Below are 21,355 nucleotides of genomic sequence, written 5' to 3' on the forward strand. Positions count from 1 at the left end.
CACGACGCCGGCACCATCCCCGCGCCCGGGCCGGCAAAGCGTGTCTACAGTGAGGCATGACCGCCCGCATCGTGTCGATCGGCACGGCTCTGCCCGACACCCGCGTCACCCAATCGACACTGCGCGACCTGTTCGCCGCGCAGCCGGGGTTCGATCGCAAGAGCCAGCGCCTGGTGGGGGCGGCGTTCGACGCCGCCGCCATCGACGCCCGGCACGTCGTCCTGCCCCAGCTGGCGGGTGCCACCGGAGACGGCCTGGCCGTCCGCGACGGGGACACGCTGCTGATGCCGCCGACCGGAGCCCGCAACGACGAGTACCGACGCGCGGCACCGCCCCTGTTCGCCGCGGCCGCCCGGGCGGCGCTCGAGGGTTCCGCGTACGCCGCCTCGGCCGTCACCCACGTCGTCACCGTGTCGTGCACGGGCATGTTCGCGCCCGGACCCGACTACCACCTCGTCCGCGACCTCGGCCTCTCCCCCACGGTCGAGCGCTACCACCTCGGCTTCATCGGCTGCGCCGCGGCCATCCCCGCACTGCGCCTGGCCGCGCGGATCGTCGGCGACACCCCGGACGCCGTGGTCCTCGTGGTCTGCTGCGAGCTGTGCTCGCTGCACTGGCAGACCTCGTCGCACCCCGATCAGATCGTCGCGGCCTCGGTGTTCGCCGACGGAGCGGGGGCCGCGGTCGTGGCATCCTCGGCATCGTCGCAGGCGGGCTTCGACCTCGCGGGCTTCGCCACCCACGTGACCGACGACGGAGAGAAGGACATGGCCTGGACCGTCGGCGACTCGGGCTTTCAGATGACCCTGACGCCCGAGGTGCCGCGGATCATCGGCCGCGAGATCTCCGCGATCGCCGCCGACGTCCTGGGCGATCTCGCCGACGTCGACGCGTGGGCCGTGCACCCGGGCGGGCGCAGCATCCTGGACCGCGTCGAGAACGCCCTGCACCTGGATGCCGCGGCCCTCGGCCCCTCGCGCGCGGTCCTGCGTCAGCACGGCAACATGTCCAGCGCCACCCTGCTGTTCATCCTGCGCGATCTGCTCGACGCCCCAGCCCTCGCCGACGGCGCCCGCGTCGCCGCCCTCGCCTTCGGTCCCGGGCTGACCGTGGAGGCGGCGACCCTCACCCGGCGCCGCGCGGACGCGTGAGCACCGGACTGGCCCGGCGCGACACGGCGCTCACCGAACTGATGGACGACCCCGACTGCGATCCCCGGGCGCTCGCGGCCACCTACCGCCGCTTCGACCTGGTGAACCGCCTCGTCTCGGCGTGGGGGCACCTCTACCGCACGCGCGTGCGGCCCGAGCTGCGGGCCCTGGGCCGCCCGGCTCGCGTGCTCGACCTGGGCTGTGGCGGCGGAGACGTCGTCGTGCGTCTCGCCGCCCTCGCGCGGCGCGACGGCCTCGAGGTGGAGTGGGTGGGCGCCGACCCCGACGCCCGCGCCCTCGACGCCGCCCGCCGGCGATCGCGCCCGGGCGTGCGGTTCACCGCGCAGGGGTCGGCCGACCTGCTGGCCGCCGGCGACGCGTTCGACCTGGTCCTGTCCAACCACGTCCTGCACCATCTCGACGCCGGCGCGCTGCGCTGCTTCGCCGAGGACTCGCGCGCGCTCTCGCGCGGCGCGGTGCTCCACGCCGACATCGCCCGTGGCCGCCTCGCCTACGGCCTGTACGCGGTGGGCATCGCTCCGCTCGCGGCCGGCACGTTCCTGCGCGTGGACGGCCTACGCTCAATCCGGCGCAGCTACCGCGCGCCCGAGCTCGCCGCGGCACTCGGACCGCCGTGGCGGGTGCAGACCCCCGCGCCCTTCCGGGTGCTCGCCGTCGCCCGGGGACGTGCGCCGGGCGGCAGCGCCGACTCCCGGGGCGCGCGATGACGGAGGTGCTCGTCGTCGGGGCGGGGCCGGTCGGCCTCGCCCTCGCGGCCGACCTGCGCGCACGCGGTGTGGACGTCGAGATCGTCGACCGCCGCGACGCCGTGGGCGGCGGGACGCGGGCCATCGGCATCCACTCCCCCGCGCTGACCCTGCTCGAGGCCTCCGGCGCCACCGACGGCATCCGCTCGCGCGCCGTGCGCATCGGACGCGGTGAGGCGCGCGCAGACGGCCGCGTGGTCGCCGCGATCCGCTTCGACCGCCTGCGCGCGCGACACCCGTACGTGGCGGCCCTTCCGCAGTCCGACACCCTCGAGGTGCTCACCGCCCTCGCCCCACCCGTGCGCCGCGGCGTCGACGTCGTCGCCCTGCACGAGGACCGGGCGGGGGTGCGGGCCGTCACCGCCGCGGGCGGGGAATGGCGCGCGGGCGCGGTGGTGGTGGCATCCGGGTGGTCCGGACGCGGTCTCGTCTACCGCCCCGGCGCGATACGCACGCGCCACTATCGCGATCGCTATGCGATGGCCGACGTCGAGGCGGCGGGCGGCCCGGTCGCCCGGGTGCACCTGGAACGCGGCGGAGTGGTGGAGTCGTTCCCCCTTCCGGACGGGCGCCGGCGGCTCGTCGCCTGGGCCGGCGCCGCCGAGATCGCGGATGCCGATGTGTTCCTCCGTGACGCGGTCGCGTCGCGCGCGGGGATCGAGGTCGAGGTCGCGGGGGCGTCGACCTTCGGGGTGCGGCGCGCGGTGGCCCCCGCTCTGCGGCGCGGCCGGATCGTCGTGGTCGGCGACGCGGCGCACGAGGTGAGTCCGATCGGCGGGCAGGGGATGAACCTGGGCCTTCTCGATGCGTTGACCCTCGCGCCCCTGCTCGCACCGTGGGTGCGGACGGGCGACGACGCCGGCCTCGCAACCTGGGAGCGCGACCGCCTCGCCTCGGCGCGGCATGCGGCGCGCCTGGCGCTGCTGAACACGTTGCTCGGACGGGCCGCGGCGCCGAGCGCGCATCACGCGCGGACGACGGCCCTGCGCGCGCTGCTGCGCGGTCCCGGGGGCGCGGCGTTCACGCGGGCCTACGCGATGCGGTTCGACCGCGCCGCGCGCGGCACCTGACAGCCCTCGGCTTCGGCGCCGCACCGCGCGGGAAGCCGCGCGCACCGCGCCCCGCACCGCCGCGCACATCGCACCGTGCACCCGATCGCGCGCACCGCGCCCCGCACCGCCGCGCACATCGCACCGTGCACCCGATCGCGCACACCGCACCCCGCACCGCGCGGGCAGCCGCGCACACCGGGTCAGGCGACGACGAGTTGCACCGCCAGCACCAGCGCCGCCAGCATCGTCAGCTGGAACACCGCCCGCCCCGGGGGGCGCACCAGCACCCGCACGATCACGGCGACGGCGACCGCGACGACCACCGCGAAGAACCCGACGCCGCGCCCGGTCCCCACGAGCACGGCGAGCGCGCCCGCGACGATTCCCGCGGCCGCGATCAGCACCGAGGCGCGCGCCCCCAGGCGGTGCGGCAACCCCCGCACCCCGGTCCGCCGGTCGTCGTCCAGGTCGCGCACGACGTTGGTCAGGTGCACGGCCGCACCGAGAGCGGCCCCGGCGAGGGTCGCCCACGCGGGCGCGAGCGTCGGCGTCCCGTCCGACAGCGTCGCGAACGACGGGAACAACCCGAAGCTCAGCAGGAACGGCGCGATCGAGAACGGCGTCGACTTCAGCCCCGCGTTGTAGGCCCACGCCGAGGCCAGGGCGAGGGCGTGCGCGGCCAGCAGGCCGGGTCCGAGCGGCAGCGACAGCGCGACGGCGACGACGACGGCGCCGATCGCGACGGTCAGGGCGCGCTCGGCGGTCAGCGTGCCGCCCGCGATGGGCTTGTCGGTGCGCCCGACGGCGGCGTCGCGTGCCCCGTCGATCGCGTCGTTGGACAGCCCCACCGAGACCTGTCCGGTGAATACCGCCCCCACCAGCACGAGCAGCCGCAACGGTTCCAGTCCCGCCGCGAGACCGAGCGCCAGCGACAGCAGGGTGACCACGAGGGTCGGTCCGGGGTGGGTCGCTCCCCACAGCGCTCGGATCACCGACGTCTCTTTCCCGGCATCCGTCACGCTGACGACGTTATCGCGGCCCGTCGGACGCGGCACCGACGGGGTCTTGGCACTCGACCGCCGCGAGTGCTAATCTTCCTCGCAGTTGAGTCGCACCGACTCAACTTCAGACCCCGGATGCCGCATCCGGGCCGATTCGCAAAGGAGAAACGACCATGGCCACCTACGACCCCTTCCGCGACCTCGACCGCCTCGCGTCCACGCTCCTGGACGCCCGTCGCGGCGGCGGCCCCCGCCGAATGCCGATGGACCTCTACCGCGACGGCGACCACTACGTCCTCGCCGCCGATCTGCCCGGTGCCGACCCCGGCTCGGTCGACATCGACGTCGACGGGCAGCTGCTGACGATCCGCGCCGAACGGACGCTCGGCTCGGGCGAGGGCGTCAAGTGGATCACGCGCGAACGCGAGACGGCTTCCTTCGTCCGCCAGCTCAACCTCGGCCAGGGCATCGACACCGAGCGCATCAGCGCCGCCTACCGCAACGGCGTCCTGTCGGTGACCATCCCGGTCAGCGAGAAGGCCAAGCCGCGCCGCATCTCGGTGTCCACCGACGACGGCGACGGCGTGATCGAGGCGCACGAGAGCACGCCCCAGCCCATCGAGCAGTAGGCACGGCAGTCGTCCGCGACCGCGGACGCACGCCCACCGCACACGCCGATGCCCCGGTCCCCTCGAGGGGGCCGGGGCATCGCGCGTTCGTCAGAGGTCTTCGGGGGCGAGGTCGCCCTGACCCTCTTCTCCCAGTTCGACCACTCCCGGGTCCTCGCCCTGCGAGTCGGTGCCGGTGGCCTCGGCGTGCAGATCCTCGAACGGGATCTCGCTGCCGGCGTCGTCGATCTCGGCCGGATCGGCACCCGTCGCCGTGGCGGGGTTGATGTCGTCGGGGTCTGCGCCCTCGTCGAGCGCGGTCGTGGCATCCCACTCCGCCTGCGCGGGGTCGAGCGCTGGATCGGGCTCGATCGAGGTGTCGCCGTCGCGCAACGGCTGCACGCCCGCGATGCCGGTGTCGGCGGCGGGGGTGGTCGCGTCGGGGGTCGGGTCGATCGAAGCGTCGCTCATGGGGGTCCTTCCGTCGGACGCGGGATGCCGCCGGGTGCGGCGGTCCTCCCATCCAACGTCCCCTCACGCCCGCGACCCCGACCCTTGACAGGCCCCCGCCGCCTCCCTCTCTGACGAGCGCGCGCCCGGCCCCCCGGAAGTCCGGCCCGCGGGCGTCGGTGTCAAGGCGCTGGTGCAACCGGTCACCCCGACGCACCGTGAGACGGACGAGAGGACGCCCATGCACGACTCCGCCCCGCCCGGGCCCCCGGGCACCGCCCCCCGCATCGTGATCATCGGCGGCGGCAACGCCGGGCTCTCGACAGCCGGCCGACTGCAGCGCGCCCGCGCGGGAGAGGTCACCGTCATCGAACCCCGCGAACGGCACGTCTACGCACCGCTGCAGTCGCACATCGCGGGCGGGGCGGCACGCGCCTCCTCCGCCGTGCGCGCCCAGGCCGACGTCATCCCGCCGGGTGTGCGCTGGCTGCGAGACGAGGTCTTCACGGTGGATGCCGCCGCTCGTCGCGTGCACCTCGTGTCGGGCGGGCGCATCGATTACGACCAGCTCGTCGTCTGCGCGGGACTGCGCATGGCCTGGGAGCAGGTGCCCGGACTCACCGGGGCGATGGACGCCCCCGAGGGCGTGTCGAACTACGACTTCTCCCTCGCCGCCAAGGCCTCGCCGGTGCTGCGCGACCTGCGCACGGGAACGGTCGTGTTCACGCAGCCGCCCGAGCCGGCCTCGTGCGGCGCCGCGGCCCAGAAGCCCATGTACCTCGCATGCGACTGGTGGCGGGCGATCGGGGTGCGCGACGACATCCGCGTGGTGTTCGTCTGCCCCGATCCGCTGCCCTTCGGCATCCCCGCCATCGACCGCGAACTCCAGCGGAAGCTCGACGAGTACGGCATCGAGGTGAGATACAGCCGGGTACTGCGGTCGGTGGATGCCGCGACCCGCACCCTCGAGATCGGACACGGCCAGACGCGCGAGACGCTGGCCTACGACGTGCTGCACGCGGTGCCGCCGCAGCGGGCGCCCGAGTGGATCGCCGGCAGTGGGCTGGCGGCATCCGACGATCCGCACGGATTGGTCGACGTGGACCCCGAGACCCTCCGGCACGTGCGGTATCCCGAGGTGTGGGCGGTCGGCGATGCGGCGCGGGTCGCCACGCGCCCGTCGGGCGGAGCCATCCGCCAGCAGGCGAAGACGCTCGTGAAGAACCTGACCGCCGTGCTGGCGGGACGCGAGCCGACCTCGCACTACGACGGGTACAGCGTCGTGCCGTTCACCGTCTCGCGCGGAACGGTGGTGTTCGCCGAGTTCGACCGACGGGGGCGCCTGCGGCCCACGGTCCCGTTCTGGCGATCGCTCTACCGCGAGCGCCGATCGACGTGGATCGCGGACCGGCGCGTGCTGCCCTGGGTGTACTGGCACCTGATCCTGCGCGGGCTCGCCTGAGACGCGCCCGGCGCGGGACGCACGGGCACCCCGCCCATAGGGCACGGAAGCCGATCCCTCAACCCCGGGGGCAGGCCCGCGGCATCCCGCCAAGACTGAAGACAGCCCCGGAAGACATACGAGAAGAGGACACCATGGCACAGGTCATCGAAACCATCGACGTCGACGTTCCCGTCCGCGTCGCGTACAACCAGTGGACGCAGTTCGAGGAGTTCCCGCACTTCATGAGCTTCGTCGAGTCCATCACGCAGAAGAGCGACACGCTCACGCACTGGAAGGTCAAGATCGCCGGCGCGGAGCGCGAGTTCGACGCCGAGATCACCGAGCAGCACCCCGACGAGCGCGTCGCGTGGAACAGCGTCGGCGGCGACGAGAACCACGCCGGCGTCGTCACCTTCCACCGCCTGTCGGACGCCGAGACCCGCGTCACGGTCCAGATCGACTGGGAGCCCACGGGTCTGCTCGAGAAGGCCGGTGCCGTCCTCGGCGCCGACGACCACTCGGTGAAGAAGGACCTCGAGAACTTCAAGAAGTACATCGAGTCGCGTGGTGCCGAGTCGGGCGCCTGGCGCGGCGACGTCAGCTGACGTCTTCTCATCGACGAAGCCGGGTCCCGTCGGGGCCCGGCTTCGTCGTTCGCGTGGGAGATGCCGCGGCCCCCCTCAGGCCGGGTTCACCACTGCGGGTGGATCTCGGCCCGCAGCCGGCGGTCGTAGACCTCGCGCACGAGGGCGTCGAAGGCGGCGAGATCGAACCCGCCGTCGAGCAGGGCGGCCGCGTCGGCGTTGGCCGCGGCCTGCGGCACGGAGCGGGCGCCGGGGATGACGCTCGTCACCCCTTCGCGCGAGGCGATCCAGGCGAGGGTGGCCGCGGGCAGCGACACGCCCTCGGGAAGGGCCGCCTTGAGCTCGTCGGCCGCGGCGACGCCCTCGTCGAAGGGCACGCCCGAGAAGGTCTCGCCCTTGTCGAACGCCTCGCCGTTGCGGTTGTACGAGCGGTGGTCGTTCTCGGCGAACGTGGTGGAGCGCGAGTACTTGCCCGAGAGCAGGCCGCTGGCCAGCGGCACCCGCGCGAACACCGCGACGTTCTTCTGCGCGGCGAGGGGCAGGACCTCGTCGAGGGGCTTGAGGCGGAAGGGGTTGAAGATGATCTGCAGGTTGGTCAGGTTCGGCCGGCGCAACGCCGACATCGCCTGGTCCATCGTCTCGACCGAGGCGCCGTAGGCGGCGATGACCCCCTCGGACACCAGCTGATCGAGGGCGTCCCAGGTGGCGTCATCGTCGATGACGGCGGACGGCGGGCAGTGCAACTGCACCAGGTCGAGCGTCTCGGTGCCGAGCAGACGGCGTGAGCGGTCGAGCCAGGCGCGGAAGTTCTCGATGACGTAGTTCTCGGGCACCTGACCTTCGCGGCGCCCCATCTTGGTCGCCACGGTGATGTCGTCGCCCGAGCGACTGCGGAGGAACGACCCGATGATCTGCTCGGAGCGGCCGTCGCCGTAGACGTCGGCGGTGTCGAAGAGGGTGACGCCGGCGTCGGCCGAGGCCGCGAGCACCGCGCGCGCGTCGTCCTCGCCGACCTCACCCCAATCGGCGCCGAGTTGCCAGGTGCCGAGGCCGATCGCCGAGACCTCGCGGCCGGTACGGGAGAGGGGACGCTGCTGCATTGCGGTTCCTTTCGAAGCTCCGTCGAGCCTATCCATCCCCTCCGACGCCGGGGGCCGCGCGTGGTCGATGCAGCCGGGGGGCGGAGGCGACGATCCGCCGCGGCGCAACCCCGCCCCCCGCGGGAGCGAACGCGCCTAGCGTGGCGGCACACCCACGGAAGGAACACCATGGACACCCCCGCCGACCGCCTGCCCGGATCCGACGAAGAGAATCTCATTGCCGAGTCGGACGGCCTGGCCGCCGACGTGCCCGCCGGTGCCGCGGGAGCGGACTCCGGCGCCGTGGGCACGGCCCGCATCGACCCCGACGACGAAGCGCGCCTGCAGAACATCTCGAGCCAGAACGACCTGCCCGGCGTCGGCACGCGCGCGGCGGACGGCCTCACCGAGCGAGGCACCGGCGAGGTCGGATCGACGTCCCGTCACACCGAGGACACCGATCGCGACGACCACGACGAGGTCGCGGACGACGAGGCCCGCACGCCGGCCCCTTCTCGGCGGGACGACGACGGCGAGTCGCGCGTGGACGCCGACGACCCGATCGCCGCGTTCCAGCCGGGCGTCGACCGCGAGTCCGCGGCATCGAGCAAGATCGCCCAGCGCCTGCCCGACCCCGACCGGGCCTGACCGGCCCCGCACCGGGAGAGCGGGCCGTCGACGCCACCACGCACGCCCAGCCGGTGGCCGATCCTCTCGACTGGCACGACGACGACGGTGCTGCAACGCTGAGGGGTATGGACGACTTGCGCCTCGAGCCCCTCGCCCCCTCGCTCGACGACTATCTCGAGTTGCGTCGCGCCTCCGGACTCACCCCCAAGCGACCGGACCAGGGCGCGCCGGCGCTCGAGAACAGCTGGGCGTGGCGACGGATCGTGGATGCCGACGGGCGGTCCGTCGCGATGGGCCGCGTGATCGGCGACGGCGGGTGGTACTTCCTCGTCGCCGACATCGCGACACTCCCCTCGCACCAGCGGCGAGGACTCGGGCGACGGGTCCTCGAGGACCTTCTCGCGGAGATCCGCGCGAAGGCCCCCGAGGGCGCCTACGTGACGCTGCTCGCCGACCCCCCGGGTCAGGCCCTGTATAGCAGCCTCGGGTTCACCGAGCCGACGACCGGGTCCGTCACCATGCACCGGCTCATGGACTGACGCGCCTCGCGCCCGCACGAGACGGCATCCTCCCGCCACGGGGCGGACGGGTCCGCAGGATGCCGTCCCCCCTCGGCCCTCTCCCCGTCAGCGCGTCGCGATGTCGCGACGTCCCGACGCGGCGGTGCGCCGCGCCCGCCACCCCAGGAGCACGTCGATCACCACGAACCCGGCGAGGGTGTAGCCCACCAGCGGCAGGAACAGCCCGAGCGCGACAGCGACGGCGAGCACCGCCGCGATGCCCCACCACGGCGCGCGACCGAGGACACCGCGGGCGGGTGCGGCCGCGAGGCCGCGGGTCGGGCGACGCTTCCACCACATGGCGTATCCCAGCACGACGAGGGCCGCGATGCCGAGGGCCAGCGCGAGCAGCACGAGCTGGTTGACGAGGCCGAACATCGTGCCCATGTGCAGGTCGACCCCCCATCGCGACAGCTTCGCCAGCAGCGGGAAGTCCGCGAAGTCGATCCGATCGGTCACCTGCAAGCGGGATCCGTCGATCGCGACCGCATCGACCTCGGTCGGGAAGCTGCGGTGGATCTCCTGCACCACCCACGCCTTCCCGGCGGCAGCCGGAGGTTTGATCTCGACGTCGCCGCTGTCGACGTTGATGCGCTGAGCGATCGCCAGGACCGCGTCGAAGGTCGCGGGGTTGGCCTCCCCCGTCGGCGACGCGGCCGCGCCGCCGTGACCCGCGTGCCCGGCGTGCTCACCGCCCCCGGCCGCCGTGCCGTCGAGCGAGGTCGTCAGGGCGGGAGTCCCCTCGCCGACCGCCGCGCGCAGGTCGGATACGTGCGCTCCCGCGAACGTGGACCACGTGATGCCCGTCGCCGAGAGGAAGACCGCGCCGAGCACGACCCAGATCCCGACCGCCGAGTGCCACCCCGACAGTCGTCGCAGACCGGTGTGGCGGCGGTTGGGGCGCAGCAGGTCGCGGCGCCCACGGCGACTGCGCGCGAACCGACCGACCCACAGCCCGAGCCCCGCGAGGGCGACGATCCCGAGCCAGGATGCCGCGAGCTCGCTGTACCAGCGGCCGGCGTCGCCCAGGTGCAGCGACCGATGCAGGTCGCTGATCCAGTGCCGCAGCGGCAGCGCCCCACTCGTCCCGTAGGCGGGGAGATCGCCGCGGATCTCGGTGGTGGCCGGGTCGACGAAGATCGCCCGCGTCGTGCTCTCGGGCAGCGTCTCGTCGGCGAACATCACGCGCGTGGTCGCTCCCGCCTCCGGCGCAGGCCGGACCGCGACGGGCGTCGACCCGTCGCCCAGGTACGCCTCGGCGGCCTCGATCTGGTCCGCGAGCGGTTGAGCCGGAGCGTCGGATGCCGCCCTCAACTCGTGCGCGTAGATCACCTTCTCGAGCGTCGGGGTGACGGCGTACAGCGCGCCGCTGACGGCGGCGACGAGGATGAACGGCCCCACGAGGATGCCGGCGAAGAAGTGCAGGCGCCGCAGCATCGCCGTGAACCACCCGCGATGCGGCTGCGCCGGCGGCACGGGCGGAGCAGTGGCGGTCGACGAACCCCCGGGTTCGACGGTCGTGGTCATGACAGGATCCCCTCTCCGATGTAGCCGCCCTCTCGGCATCCGGGCGGGACGGCGAAGACGGCCGACCCGATGGGGGTCGTCCACTCGTTCAAGAGGTCGAGCTCGTCGAGCCGCGTCTGGAGGGGCACGAACTGCCTTTCGATATCGGCCTGGAACGACACGAACAGCAGTCCGGCGTCGCTGACCGCGCCGGCCGGCGGCGTCTGGTCGTAGTTGTAGCCGCGACGGAAGATGCGCTGCGCGGTGTCGTCGGAGCGGGAGCGCCGCAGGTGCGAGAACTCCGCGATGACGGGAAAGCCGATGGCATCCTTCGCGGCGAAGTCGGGCTCGTCGAATTCGTCCGAGCCCGTCAGCGGGGCACCGGAGGACTGGAACCGCCCCAGCGCCTGGTCGCGGCCGGGACGATCGAGGCGATCCCATTTGTCGAGGTCCATCGCGATGCGGCGGACCACCATGCCGGTGCCGCCGGTCATCCACCCCTCGCGCGCCCACACCACGTCGTCGAAATCGGCCGTCCCGGGGAGGGGGTTGGCGGTCCCGTCGACCTGCCCGAAGAGGTTGCGCATGGTGGTGCCGGGACGTTCGGTGCCGTGCGCCCGACGGAACCCCTGCTGCACCCATCGGGTGCGCGCGAAGGCCCGGGCGTCCTTGAGCAGCATCCGGGTCGCGTGGGCGACGGTGACGGGGTCGTCCGCCGCGATCTGCAGCAGCAGGTCGCCCTCACCGTACTCGGGTCGGAGCCGATCGATCGCGAAGGGGGGCAGCGGACCCAACCACGACGGACGGGGTGCTCCCGCGCGCTCGACGAACCCCGGACCGAAGCCGAAGGTCACCGTCAGGCGGGCGGGCGCGACGGCCAGTTCCGGCTCGGTGTCGGCGAGCGCCCCCCGTCCGGTCGTGAGGCGGGCGGCGTCGTCGGTGAGCGTGCGCATCAGACGCCGCAGGCCGTCACGGTCGACCTCGGTGTGCAGGTCGAGAGCCACCAGCGACACGTGCGCCTGGGCGTCGGTGTCGATCCCGGCCTGATGCTCGCCGTGGAAGGGGACGCTCACCTCTCCGTTCAACGGTGTCGAGGCACCCGGGTCCTGCGCCCGCGCCGCGATCGCGGCATCGATCCCGACCGCGGCCACCGCGCCGACCCCGGCGACGGCTCCCCCGAGCAGAAAGGAGCGCCGGGTGGCGCCGTGGGCGGACGTCGCGGAGGCGCGTCGGCGGGGCATCACTGACCCATGTCCATGTCGCCCATGTCACCCTCGTAGGTCTCGTTCGCACCCGAGAACTCCTTGATGGGAGCCACGATCCGTGCCGTCGAGTCGTCGGCGAAGGTGAGGGTGATGGTCGTCTCGTCCCCCGCGCGCAGGGGCGTGGTGACGTCCATGAACATCAGGTGGTTTCCCCCGGGGGCGAGCTCGAGCGAGCCGCCCGCCGGAATGACGAAGCCGCCCTCGATCTCGCGCATGACCATCTGCCCGGATTCGTTCTGCATGGTCTCGTGCAGCTGCATCGACGACGTGGCGTCGTCCGTCGCCGAGACGACGGTGAGGTCGGTGTCGCCGGTGTTCGCGAGCGTTCCGAAGCCGGCGCTCATCCCCTCGTCGGCGGCTTTGACCCAGACGTCGGACGACGAGAACGCGTCGGCCTGCGCAGAGGCGGGGGCGGGGGCGGGCGTGCCGGCGCACGCGGTCAGGGCGAGCGCCGAGACGGCGATGAGTGCGCCGAGACGCAGGGGGCGCGGAGTGCGGAGGGTCATGACAAACCTTTCAGGAGTCCGCGCGCCGCGAGGGGCGGCGGCGGGAGAAGAAGAAGAACGTGAGGAAGAGGGCGAGCGCGATGCCCGCCCCGATGGCGGCCACCGTGACCACGCGCGGGATCTGCGTCGTCTGCTCCCGCGCAACGGCCGAGGAGTCCGCGGCGGGGTCCGACGAGGCAGCGGCCCGCTCGAGCGGAGCCGCGTCGCCCACGGTGAACGGGATGAGACCCGAGATGGGGTGTCCGTCGCTCGAGACGACGCGCCACCTCACCTCGTACCCGGCGTCGGGCATGGCCCCCTGCAGCAGCACGGTGACGACCCCGGAGCTGATCTCGGGATCCGCCGCGACCCAGTCGGTCCCGTCGGCGTCGGCGACGACGACCTCCGCGCCCATGTCGAGCACGTCGGCTGAGAACCGCAGGGCGATCTCATCGGGGGCGGAGGGCAGTCGCTCACCCGCGGCGGGTGAACTGGAGAGCAATTCGTCGTGGGCGGATGCCGGGACGGTCGACGCCAGGACGGCGAAGACCGCCACGACGACGCCGGCCACGACGGCACGGAGGCGGAGCATGAGGCGATCACTTCCCGAGCGCGATGGCGCTCGTCGATCGACGCGCCGGATGAGGGCGCGCCGACACCCGTGTCCGTCCGAGGGGCGACGATCGTCGCGGCGGACGGGCGGGAGGACAACGAGGAACGTCCGAGAGGACGACGACGATCGGCCGTCGACGGATGACGGCGAGATCGACCGATCCACTGTCGACGGGGTCGAGCGGACCGGGACTCAGGCGATCGCGACGGGGGGACCGCGACGGCGCGCGCTGACGACGAGCAGGACCGACACGGGTCGCGTCTCGGCGACGACGTCGGGGAGCATGCGGCGCGAAGATGCCGGGCGTGCGGCCACGGCGACGACGGCGACGCGAGCGCGCACCCAGGCGATGGTGCGGTGGGCCAACTCGCGCACCGCGGCGAGGACGCGCTCGCCCCGGTGGAGGGCGGCGGTCGTGAGCAGCACCGCGATCGCGTGTCCGACCCACATCGCCAGGTCGGGCGCGAGGACGGCGATCTCGGCGGCTCCCGTGGAGACGGGAGCGGATACGCCGTGGACGTGGCCGCCCGCGCCACCGAGCTCGTAGCTGCCGAGGACGAACAGGGTGTGGAACAGCGCCTGGCTCAGCGCGACCGCGGCCGCCAGGCGGACGACGGAGAGTCGTCGGCCGGTCAGGACGGTGCACGCGACGAAAGACACCGCCAGCGGGACCAGGATGCCGATCGGCCCCGGCAGGGCCCCTCCGGCGCTCACGTGCGAGAGCAGGGCGACGAAGGTCGAGACGACCGCGGCGACGGTCCCGCGCAGAACGCGGGTCGCCCGTGCCTGTCGTCGCATGGCATCCATTGTGTCAGTCCGTCCGGGTCGCCGTGATCGACACCGGTCGCCGTCGAAGCAACGGGTCGCCCTAGGCTGAGCGCACCGACCCCTGGAGGATGCCGTGACCCGACCCCGAGTCGTCATCGCGGGCGCGAGCGGCTTCGTCGGCCGCGCCCTCGCCCGCGCGTTCGAGGACGACGGCTACGACGTGTTCACCGTGGGACGTTCCGGCTCCGCCGTCTGGGGCGACACCGCGGCGATCGCGCGCGTGATCGACGGTGCCGAGGTCCTCGTCAACCTCGCCGGCAGGATCGTGTCGTGTCGGTACGTCGACGCCGACCGTGACGAGATCCTGCGCTCCCGCGTCGACACCACGCGCGCGCTGCATGCGGCCGTCCGGAGCGCGACGCATCCGCCGCGCGTCTGGATGAACGCCTCCACGGCGACGATCTACCGGCACGAGACCGAGCGGGGCAACGACGAGTTCGACGGCGTCCTCGGCGAGGGCTTCTCGGTCGATGTCGCGACGAGCTGGGAGCGCGCCTTCTTCGCGGGCGACCTGCCCGCGACCCGGCGGATCGCCCTGCGTATGGCCATCGTGCTGGGCGACGGCCCGGCGACCCGCATGCTGCTGGCTCTCGGCCGGCTGGGGGTGGGAGGGCCGCAGATCGACAGCTGGTGGTTCCCCCACCGTCGGTATCGCGGCATCGGCGCCCGCCCGACGGGACCCGTGTGGTCGTCATGGCACCGGACGCGGGGGCGTCAGCGGTTCAGCTGGATCCACATCGACGACGTCGTGGCATCCGTCCGTTTCCTGCGGGACCGCGACGATCTCGCGGGTGCGATCAACCTGTCGGCACCAGGGGTGAGCGACAATCGCACCCTCATGCGCGAGGTGCGGCGGGTGTCCCGGATGCCGTTCGGCCTGCCCGCGTACCGATGGATGCTCGACCCGGCGATGGCCGTCCTGCGCACCGAGCCCGAGCTCGTACTGAAGAGTCGATGGGCCGTCCCGCGCGTGCTCACCGAGGCCGGCTTCGTCTTCCGTTTCCCCGAGCTCGGGCCCGCTCTCGATGCCGTCGCCGCGGTGCGGCCCCCGCGCGCCCGCGATCTCTTCTCCGCCTGAGCGGAGCCCCCCGCGCGTCGTGGCTGTCAAGTCCGCTGCGGGCGCGGCATCCGGGGGTCTAACGTCGGGAACACCACGATCTCAGGAGGCGGTAATGGCCGAGCGCGACCACGATGAGCACATCGAAGGACACGGCACCGGACCCGACGAGGGTCAGTACACCGACGTGCAGCTTCCGGACGGGTCGGCCGACCGCGGCAGCGCCGACCTGCCCGGAGAGTACGTCGACCGGCAGAACGCCGACGGCAGCGAGGACCGCCCCCGCAGCGACGAGGCGGGGGCGTACACCGACGTCGAGCTGCCGAGCGGCGACGAGTCGCGCGAGGACCTCGAGAACCCCGGCGAGTACACCGACCGCGATCGCTGAGTCGTCAACGCTCGAGCGTCCGCTGCGGCGTCGTGCCGTACGTCTCGGCGTACAGCACCTCGAATCGCGCGACGTCGCCGAAGCCCCAGCGCGTCGCGACACGCTCGATCGTCACGGCCGTCGGATCCGCCCCGACGAGGTCGGCGTGTGCGGCGCTCAGGCGTGCGAGCGCCAGGTACTGCTCCGGCGACCCGGCGATCTGGCCGTTCGCCGAGAACGCCCGTCGGAGCCCGGGCGTGGACGTGCCGACCGCGCGCGCGGCGTCGTCGATCGTGACCGGCAGCGACGCGTGATCGTCGATCCATCCGGTGGCGGCGGTGTAGATCGCCGCCTGCTCGGTGGCGGACGCACGCCGTTCCCGCGGATCTCCAATGAGCGCGAAGGCTTCGAGCGTGGCGACGGCGAGGGCCCGGTGCACGTGCGCACGGGCGAGGGGCTCGGCCAAGAGGGGAATCTGGGTCAGGCTCCACCGGTGCGTGGCGAGCCAGTGCTCGCGAAGCCGCCGCGACACGGTGCCCGCACCGGCGAAGCGCACGTCGAGCTCGGCGTCCCCGTAGACGGTGCGCGCCGTCTCACGAAGACGGTCGGCGTCGAAGGCCACCACGTCCAGACGGCAGTGATCGGCCCGGGCGCGCAGATCGTCACCGGGCTGCAGGATGCCGGGCTCGACGCTGAACTCCCCGCTCGCCTCCCCCACCTTCCAGGCGTAGCCCGGGGTGGAATGGCACACGAAGAAGCGATCGGACTCGTACGCGAGCTGGACGCGCGCGTGCCACTCGAGGCGCCGCAGCGAGAACGCGTCGTCGCCGACGAGATGCTCCGCGTAGGCGGCGTGATCGGCCTGCAGGTCGACGTGTCCGTACTGCGAACGCAGCCACGCGTCGGTGGCGGCGATGTCGTCCGTGCGGATCGAGGTGTCGAAGTAGTCGTTCATGAGGCGAGGCACCGTACGCCGGAAAGACGCGACACCGAGGCCCATGATAGTTAACCCCCGCCCCGAGAACACTCGAAGGAGACAGCGATGGCCGATTCGTCAGACATCCGCCCCATCACGCCCGACGACGCGGGCGAGGTGCTCACCGTGCAGCGTGCCGCCTTCGCCGGCGAAGCGCTCATCTACGGCGATCCGGACATGCCGCCGCTCACGCAGACCCTCGACGAGCTCGCCGCCGAACTGGTCGAGAACCTCGGCTGCGTCGCGCTCAGCGGCGACAGGATCGTCGGCGCCGTGCGTGCCCGGCTCGACGGGGACCTGCTGCTGATCGGCCGCCTCGCCATCGCGCCGGATCAGCAGGGCGAGGGCTGGGGTACCCACCTGCTCGCCGCGGTGGAGCATCGCGGACGGGAGGCGGGCGCGACGCAGGCCGAGCTGTTCACCGGGGCGTTGAGCGAGGCCAATCAGCGGCTGTACGAGCGCGAGGGCTACCACCGCAGCGAGACCACCGACGACGGCGAGATCTTCTACCGCAAGACCCTCACCGCCTGACGCCCCTCCCCCGTCCCTGCCCCGCCCCTCCCACGCCCCTCCCCCGTCCCTCCCCCGCCCCTGCCCCGTCCCGAAAACCCGTCGAGTGTCCAAGACACGCCGACACGCCCCGAAAAACCCGTTGAGTGTCCAAGACACGCCGACGTACCCCGCCCTCGTACGGCGTGTCTTGGACACTCAACAGGCGCGGACGCAGGGCGCGGGGGCGCGCGGGGCCGGGGCGAGGCGGGGGCGCGCGGGGCCGGGGCGAGGCGGGGGCGGGCGCGGGGGCCGGGGCGGGGCGGGCCGGGGCGGGGTCGGGAAGCCGCAGGCGCGGGGGTGCCCGAAGGGCGGGGGTGCCCGAAGGGCGGGTGCCCGAAGGGCGGGGGTGCCCGAAGGGCGGGTGCCCGAAGGGCGGGTGCCCGAAGGGCGGGGGATGCCCGAAGGGCGGGGGATGCCCGAAGGGCGGGTGCCCGAAGGGCGGGGATGCCCGAAGGGCGGGGATGCCCGAAGGGCGGGGATGCCCGAAGGGCGGGGATGCCCGAAGGGCGGGGATGCCCGAAGGGCGGGGGTGCCTGAAGGGCGGGGGATGCCGAGGGGCGCAACGGGACGGCGACCCCTCGGCATCACGCCGCTTACGGCGTGGGCATACCGCCGTTGACGTTCAGCGTCTCGCCGATGACGTAGCTGGACTCCGCCGAGGCCAGGTAGACGTACGCGGGCGCGAGCTCGGCCGGCTGTCCCATGCGCCCGAGCGGGGTCTCTTCGCCGAACTCGTCGACCTTCTCGTCGGGCTGACCGTCGGTCACCTGCAGCGGCGTCCAGATGGGGCCGGGGGCGACCGCGTTCACGCGGATGCCCTTGGGCGCCAGCTGCTGGCCGAGCGCCTTGGTGAAGGTGTTGATGGTCGCCTTCGTCGAGGCGTAGTCGACCAGGATCGGCGCCGGCGAGTAGGCCTGGATCGAGGTGGTGTTGATGATCGTCGAGCCGGGCTTGAGGTGCGGCACGGCCTCTTTGCAGATCCAGAACATCGCGTAGACGTTGGTCTTGAAGGTGTCGTCGAACTGCTCGTCCGACAGTGTCGTGACGTCCTCGTTGAAGAGCTGCTTGCCGCCGTTGTTCACGACGATGTCGAGTCCGCCGAGGCCCTCGACCGCTTCCTTCACGAGGGTGCGGGCGTAGTCGCGCTCGCGCAGGTCGCCGGGGATCTGGACGACGGTGGCCCCGGCGTCGCGCAGGATGCCGGCGATGCGATCGGCATCCACCTTCTCCTCCGGCAGGTACGACATCGCGACCGAGGCTCCCTCCCGGGCGAAGGCGATCGCGGTGGCCGCGCCGATGCCGCTGTCGGCGCCGGTGATGAGCGCGTTGCGCCCCTTCAGGCGGTCGCTGCCGACGTAGGTGTCCTCGCCCAGCGCGGCCTTCGGGGTGAGTTCGGCGTCGAGGCCGGGCTCCTTCGCATCCTGAGACTGCGGATCGATGTCGGCATACAGCTTCGAGGGGTCGGTGAACGTGTATTGCGTGGTCATGGCGAGTCCTTTCATCGGGGATGCCGAGGCACGGGGCCGCGGCGGGGTCAGCGGTTGCGGAGCTCGGCGTCGTCGACGAGGTCGCGGATCACGAGCGCGGCGTTGATCAGGGCCAAGTGGCTGAGCGCCTGCGGGAGGTTCCCCCAGAACGCACCGTCGGCCTCGGCGATCATCTCGGAGTAGATGCCGACGTCGTTGCCCTGGGCGACGAGGGCGTCCATCGCCTCGATCGCCTCGGCGTGACGACCGACGCACGCCAGCGCGGTGGCCCGCCAGAAGGCGCAGGCGACGAAGGTCTGCTCCTCCTGGTCCATGCCGGTGTAGCGGTAGACCAGGTGGGTGTCTGTGGTGAGGCGCTCGGTGACGGCATCCAGGGTCTTCGACATCCGCTCGCCGCGGTCGAAGCCGGTGGGCGCGTGCAGCAGCACCGAGGCGTCGAGGTCGTCGGTTCCGGGGGCGAGCGTGTACGCCTGCAGCGTCTCCGACCAGCAGTGCTCCCCCACCCAGCGGTGGATGCGGTCGCGTTCCGCGCGCCAGCGGTCGCCGTTGTCGGGGATGTGCCCGCCGGAGGCGAGCCACTGCGCGTCGTCCAGCGCCTTCCAGCAGCCCATCTTCGACGAGGTGTAGTGACGGAGTTCGGGAAGCTCCCACATACCGGAGTCCTCACAGCGCCACAGGTCGCAGGTGCGATCGGCCACGTCGGCGAGCAGCCGTCCGGTCTGGATGTCGAGACGATTGCCAGCCTGGACGTAGGTGCGGCACAGCGCGATGAGGTCGCCGTACACGCCGAGCTGCAGCTGGCCCTGCGCGGGGTTGCCGGTGACGACGGGCTTGTTGCCGTTCCACCCGGGCACGTCGTGCTTCTCGAGGCCGATCTCGGCGTCGCCGTCGAGGGTGTACATGACCTGCACCTCGGGTCCGTTCTTGCGGATCGTGTGCAGCAGCCACGAGATCGCCGCGTGCGTCTCTTCGCGCAGGCCGAACCCGACCCACGCGTGGGCGGTGTAGGCGAGGTCGCGCACCCAGGCGTAGCGGTAGTCCCAGTTCTTGCCGCCGCGCGGGTTCTCGGGAAGAGAGGTGGTCGCCGCGGCCGCGATGGCGCCCGTCGGGCTGAACAGCAGGAGCTTCAGGGCGAGGGCGCTGCGCTGGACGTCGTCGGCCCAGGGCCCCTCGTACGAGAACTCGTCGGACCACATGGTCCAGCCGCCGATGGTGCGGTCGATGCCGCGGTCGACGTTCTTCGCGTCGGGGATGCGCAGGGGCTCGCCCTCGGTGGCGGCGATGACGAGCAGGTGCCGCGAGCCCTCGGCAGTGGTGAAGCCGCCGTCGATGCTGGCGTTCTCGCTGTCCGGGTCGCCGTGCAGCCCGTGCTCGTGCCCGGTGACGGCGAGCGACACGTGGCCGATGCGCATGATCGAGAATCCGTCGATGCGCTCGGTCCAGGGTGCCGCCGACCGCAGCATCGTGCCGGGTTGCACGCACCACGCGAATTCCACCTCGCCCTTCACCCCGTCGATCCGCCGCGCCAGCTCCGCCCACGGCAGGCGACCGGCGATGCCGGTGACCATCGCATCGGTGACCTTGGCCACCCCGCCGTCGGTGGTGAACGTGGTCTCGAGCACATTGGTTCGCGGGATGTAGCGGCGCGTGACGGTGTACTCCCCCACGGGTGCGAGCTCGATGCATCCGCCCGCGGACTCGTCGACGATCCGCGCGAACACGGGTCGCGAGTGAATGTTCGGCAGCGGCAGCCAGTCGACGGACCCGTCGAGCCCGATCAGCGCGACCGTACGTCCGTCGCCGATGGCGGCGTAGTCGCGGAGGGGCCGGGAGGGCGGTGGCGGAGTCGGGGGCACACGCTCACGCTAGGAACGGCCTCGAACGGCGGGGGCGGGGTTGCCCGATGGATGCCGAGCGGCTACGGCCGCGGGCTGCTGACGCATTCGATCGTCCTGTTCGCGTCCTCGACGCCCGGCCAGGCGACAGCGGTATCGACATCTCGGACGAGATGTGGAGCGGGAGGGAACGGGCCGATGTTCACCTCGCGGAGACACCCGGAACGACGACAAGATAACTCTCCAAAACACGGGAATGGCCGTAATTGTCATCGATGTCACGAAGATCAGCCCGGGCCCTCCAGCTGCCCCACCGAAAATCCAGATGCTCGGCAGGAAGACGACGGACGGTCCAGCGGATGCCGCGAGAAGAAGGCGGATGCCTTTCCGGCGATCAGGGAGCAAGCGCTTCGCTGCGAACGTCGAGACCGTGGCCGCCGTCAAACCCGCGAGGACGGACACAGCCAGAATCCGCCACACGATTCCCGTCTGATACGCCCAATCTACGTATGGTGCGTAGTACGCCCGACGAAGACCGGCACACCCAGACTCGAGAGCAGGATCGTGACACCGGACAGGCGGAGGGCTGCCTTTTTTACGGGAAATTTCATTTGCGGACGGCTACTCTTTCTCGAACACGAGCGGAGCGATTCCATTGCCCACGTCAGACAAGCCATTTAGGTAGTACAACGAGCGCAGTTCTCGCGAAGAATAATTCTGCTCTGAATAGAATGTCATCCCCGAAACACAACCCAACGTTTGACCCAAACGTCCACTTGCCTTGAAATGTGCGAACTTGCCCCCAGTCGACATCTTATGCGAGTCGATCCGGAGACTGCACTGGGCCTGTGCATCCCAGACTGCTCGGCCATCCAGTGAGCTCGACGGTGGAATCCGCATAAACCCGCGAACTGAGAAAGTGACCTGATGAAGCTTGGTAACGCCAGGAGCCCTGAAGGTTTTGCGACGTAACCGCACTCTCAGTCCAGGGATTCGAAAACGTCCAGAGCAGGAGGCTACCGACCGCGAACACCGCCTTAGCAGCCAGCGACGCGGCC

At 72.1% G+C, this 21,355-nt stretch carries 22 protein-coding genes; 11 read left to right on the plus strand and 11 right to left on the minus strand.

From position 1 onward, the window contains the following. Positions 1-56: 56 nt before the first annotated feature. From ACIPVB_RS10275 to ACIPVB_RS10285, 3 genes are read left to right on the plus strand one after another with little or no spacing between them, the layout of a single operon-like run. Positions 57-1,151, plus strand: coding sequence for a type III polyketide synthase (locus ACIPVB_RS10275; protein ID WP_400368665.1), 1,095 nt, complete (start codon positions 57-59; stop codon positions 1,149-1,151). A 41-nt stretch (positions 1,152-1,192) separates the two neighbouring features. Further along, entirely contained in the window at positions 1,193-1,879 is a 687-nt protein-coding gene (locus ACIPVB_RS10280) for a methyltransferase domain-containing protein (RefSeq protein ID WP_400368977.1), read from the plus strand. Next, positions 1,876-2,988: an FAD-dependent oxidoreductase gene (locus tag ACIPVB_RS10285; RefSeq protein WP_400368667.1), complete on the plus strand. Its 1,113-nt coding sequence runs from the start codon at positions 1,876-1,878 to the stop codon at positions 2,986-2,988. The genes ACIPVB_RS10280 and ACIPVB_RS10285 overlap by 4 nt, the downstream gene beginning before the upstream one ends. Positions 2,989-3,170: 182 nt before the next feature. Here the strand turns inward: ACIPVB_RS10285 and ACIPVB_RS10290 are convergent, their stop codons facing one another. Further along, complete coding sequence (locus ACIPVB_RS10290) at positions 3,171-3,989, minus strand: UbiA family prenyltransferase (protein WP_400368668.1); 819 nt, start codon at positions 3,987-3,989, stop codon at positions 3,171-3,173. Positions 3,990-4,144: 155 nt separating this feature from the next. Between ACIPVB_RS10290 and ACIPVB_RS10295 the strand changes: the two genes are divergently transcribed. Next, the gene (locus tag ACIPVB_RS10295) at positions 4,145-4,600 is read left to right on the plus strand and encodes an Hsp20/alpha crystallin family protein (RefSeq protein WP_400368669.1); all 456 of its coding nucleotides are present in this window, start codon (positions 4,145-4,147) and stop codon (positions 4,598-4,600) included. 90 nt (positions 4,601-4,690) lie between these two features. Here ACIPVB_RS10295 and ACIPVB_RS10300 read toward each other — a convergent pair whose 3' ends face one another. Next, positions 4,691-5,050 carry a sugar ABC transporter ATPase gene (locus ACIPVB_RS10300; protein ID WP_400368670.1) on the minus strand — a complete coding sequence of 120 codons (360 nt, stop codon included), beginning with the start codon at positions 5,048-5,050 and terminating at the stop codon, positions 4,691-4,693. Positions 5,051-5,270: 220 nt separating this feature from the next. Here ACIPVB_RS10300 and ACIPVB_RS10305 point away from each other — a divergent pair, with 220 nt between their 5' ends. Together ACIPVB_RS10305 and ACIPVB_RS10310 are read left to right on the plus strand one after the other, a co-directional pair. Further along, positions 5,271-6,491: an NAD(P)/FAD-dependent oxidoreductase gene (locus tag ACIPVB_RS10305; protein ID WP_400368671.1), complete on the plus strand. Its 1,221-nt coding sequence runs from the start codon at positions 5,271-5,273 to the stop codon at positions 6,489-6,491. A 134-nt stretch (positions 6,492-6,625) separates the two neighbouring features. Next, entirely contained in the window at positions 6,626-7,078 is a 453-nt protein-coding gene (locus tag ACIPVB_RS10310; RefSeq protein WP_400368673.1) for an SRPBCC family protein, read from the plus strand. An 86-nt stretch (positions 7,079-7,164) separates the two neighbouring features. Here the strand turns inward: ACIPVB_RS10310 and ACIPVB_RS10315 are convergent, their stop codons facing one another. After that, positions 7,165-8,157 (minus strand): aldo/keto reductase, encoded by a 993-nt coding sequence (locus ACIPVB_RS10315; protein WP_400368674.1) that lies wholly within the window; start codon positions 8,155-8,157, stop codon positions 7,165-7,167. A 168-nt stretch (positions 8,158-8,325) separates the two neighbouring features. Between ACIPVB_RS10315 and ACIPVB_RS10320 the strand changes: the two genes are divergently transcribed. Next, positions 8,326-8,784, plus strand: coding sequence for a hypothetical protein (locus tag ACIPVB_RS10320; protein WP_400368677.1), 459 nt, complete (start codon positions 8,326-8,328; stop codon positions 8,782-8,784). Between the two features lie 107 nt (positions 8,785-8,891). Next, on the plus strand, positions 8,892-9,305 hold the full coding sequence (locus ACIPVB_RS10325; protein WP_400368679.1) for a GNAT family N-acetyltransferase: 414 nt from the start codon (positions 8,892-8,894) through the stop codon (positions 9,303-9,305). Between the two features lie 87 nt (positions 9,306-9,392). Here ACIPVB_RS10325 and ACIPVB_RS10330 read toward each other — a convergent pair whose 3' ends face one another. From ACIPVB_RS10330 to ACIPVB_RS10350, 5 genes are all read right to left on the minus strand, one after another. Then, the gene (locus ACIPVB_RS10330) at positions 9,393-10,853 is read right to left on the minus strand and encodes a PepSY-associated TM helix domain-containing protein (RefSeq protein WP_400368681.1); all 1,461 of its coding nucleotides are present in this window, start codon (positions 10,851-10,853) and stop codon (positions 9,393-9,395) included. Beyond that, positions 10,850-12,073, minus strand: a complete 1,224-nt coding sequence (locus tag ACIPVB_RS10335; RefSeq protein WP_400368683.1) for a Dyp-type peroxidase — start codon at positions 12,071-12,073, stop codon at positions 10,850-10,852. Before ACIPVB_RS10335 ends, ACIPVB_RS10330 begins: the two co-directional genes overlap by 4 nt. Next, positions 12,073-12,603: a copper chaperone PCu(A)C gene (locus tag ACIPVB_RS10340; protein WP_400368684.1), complete on the minus strand. Its 531-nt coding sequence runs from the start codon at positions 12,601-12,603 to the stop codon at positions 12,073-12,075. Before ACIPVB_RS10340 ends, ACIPVB_RS10335 begins: the two co-directional genes overlap by 1 nt. Positions 12,604-12,613: 10 nt before the next feature. After that, positions 12,614-13,174: a copper resistance protein CopC gene (locus ACIPVB_RS10345; protein ID WP_400368685.1), complete on the minus strand. Its 561-nt coding sequence runs from the start codon at positions 13,172-13,174 to the stop codon at positions 12,614-12,616. Positions 13,175-13,387: 213 nt separating this feature from the next. After that, complete coding sequence (locus ACIPVB_RS10350) at positions 13,388-13,993, minus strand: hypothetical protein (RefSeq protein ID WP_400368686.1); 606 nt, start codon at positions 13,991-13,993, stop codon at positions 13,388-13,390. A gap of 103 nt (positions 13,994-14,096) precedes the next feature. On the opposite strand from ACIPVB_RS10350, the gene ACIPVB_RS10355 reads away from it, so the two are divergent. Together ACIPVB_RS10355 and ACIPVB_RS10360 are read left to right on the plus strand one after the other, a co-directional pair. Next, entirely contained in the window at positions 14,097-15,101 is a 1,005-nt protein-coding gene (locus ACIPVB_RS10355; RefSeq protein WP_400368687.1) for an epimerase, read from the plus strand. A 94-nt stretch (positions 15,102-15,195) separates the two neighbouring features. Then, the gene (locus tag ACIPVB_RS10360; RefSeq protein ID WP_400368688.1) at positions 15,196-15,468 is read left to right on the plus strand and encodes a hypothetical protein; all 273 of its coding nucleotides are present in this window, start codon (positions 15,196-15,198) and stop codon (positions 15,466-15,468) included. A gap of 4 nt (positions 15,469-15,472) precedes the next feature. Here ACIPVB_RS10360 and ACIPVB_RS10365 read toward each other — a convergent pair whose 3' ends face one another. Then, on the minus strand, positions 15,473-16,402 hold the full coding sequence (locus ACIPVB_RS10365; protein ID WP_400368689.1) for a helix-turn-helix domain-containing protein: 930 nt from the start codon (positions 16,400-16,402) through the stop codon (positions 15,473-15,475). An 87-nt stretch (positions 16,403-16,489) separates the two neighbouring features. Here ACIPVB_RS10365 and ACIPVB_RS10370 point away from each other — a divergent pair, with 87 nt between their 5' ends. Then, complete coding sequence (locus ACIPVB_RS10370) at positions 16,490-16,954, plus strand: GNAT family N-acetyltransferase (RefSeq protein WP_400368690.1); 465 nt, start codon at positions 16,490-16,492, stop codon at positions 16,952-16,954. A 614-nt stretch (positions 16,955-17,568) separates the two neighbouring features. Here the strand turns inward: ACIPVB_RS10370 and ACIPVB_RS10375 are convergent. Together ACIPVB_RS10375 and ACIPVB_RS10380 are read right to left on the minus strand one after the other, a co-directional pair. Beyond that, positions 17,569-18,462 (minus strand): SDR family oxidoreductase, encoded by an 894-nt coding sequence (locus ACIPVB_RS10375; protein WP_400368691.1) that lies wholly within the window; start codon positions 18,460-18,462, stop codon positions 17,569-17,571. Between the two features lie 47 nt (positions 18,463-18,509). Beyond that, on the minus strand, positions 18,510-20,318 hold the full coding sequence (locus ACIPVB_RS10380) for a glycoside hydrolase family 15 protein (RefSeq protein WP_400368693.1): 1,809 nt from the start codon (positions 20,316-20,318) through the stop codon (positions 18,510-18,512). Positions 20,319-21,355: the final 1,037 nt, after the last annotated feature.

It is taken from the genome of Microbacterium sp. NPDC090007, assembly GCF_044748345.1.
GTDB lineage: Bacteria > Actinomycetota > Actinomycetes > Actinomycetales > Microbacteriaceae > Microbacterium.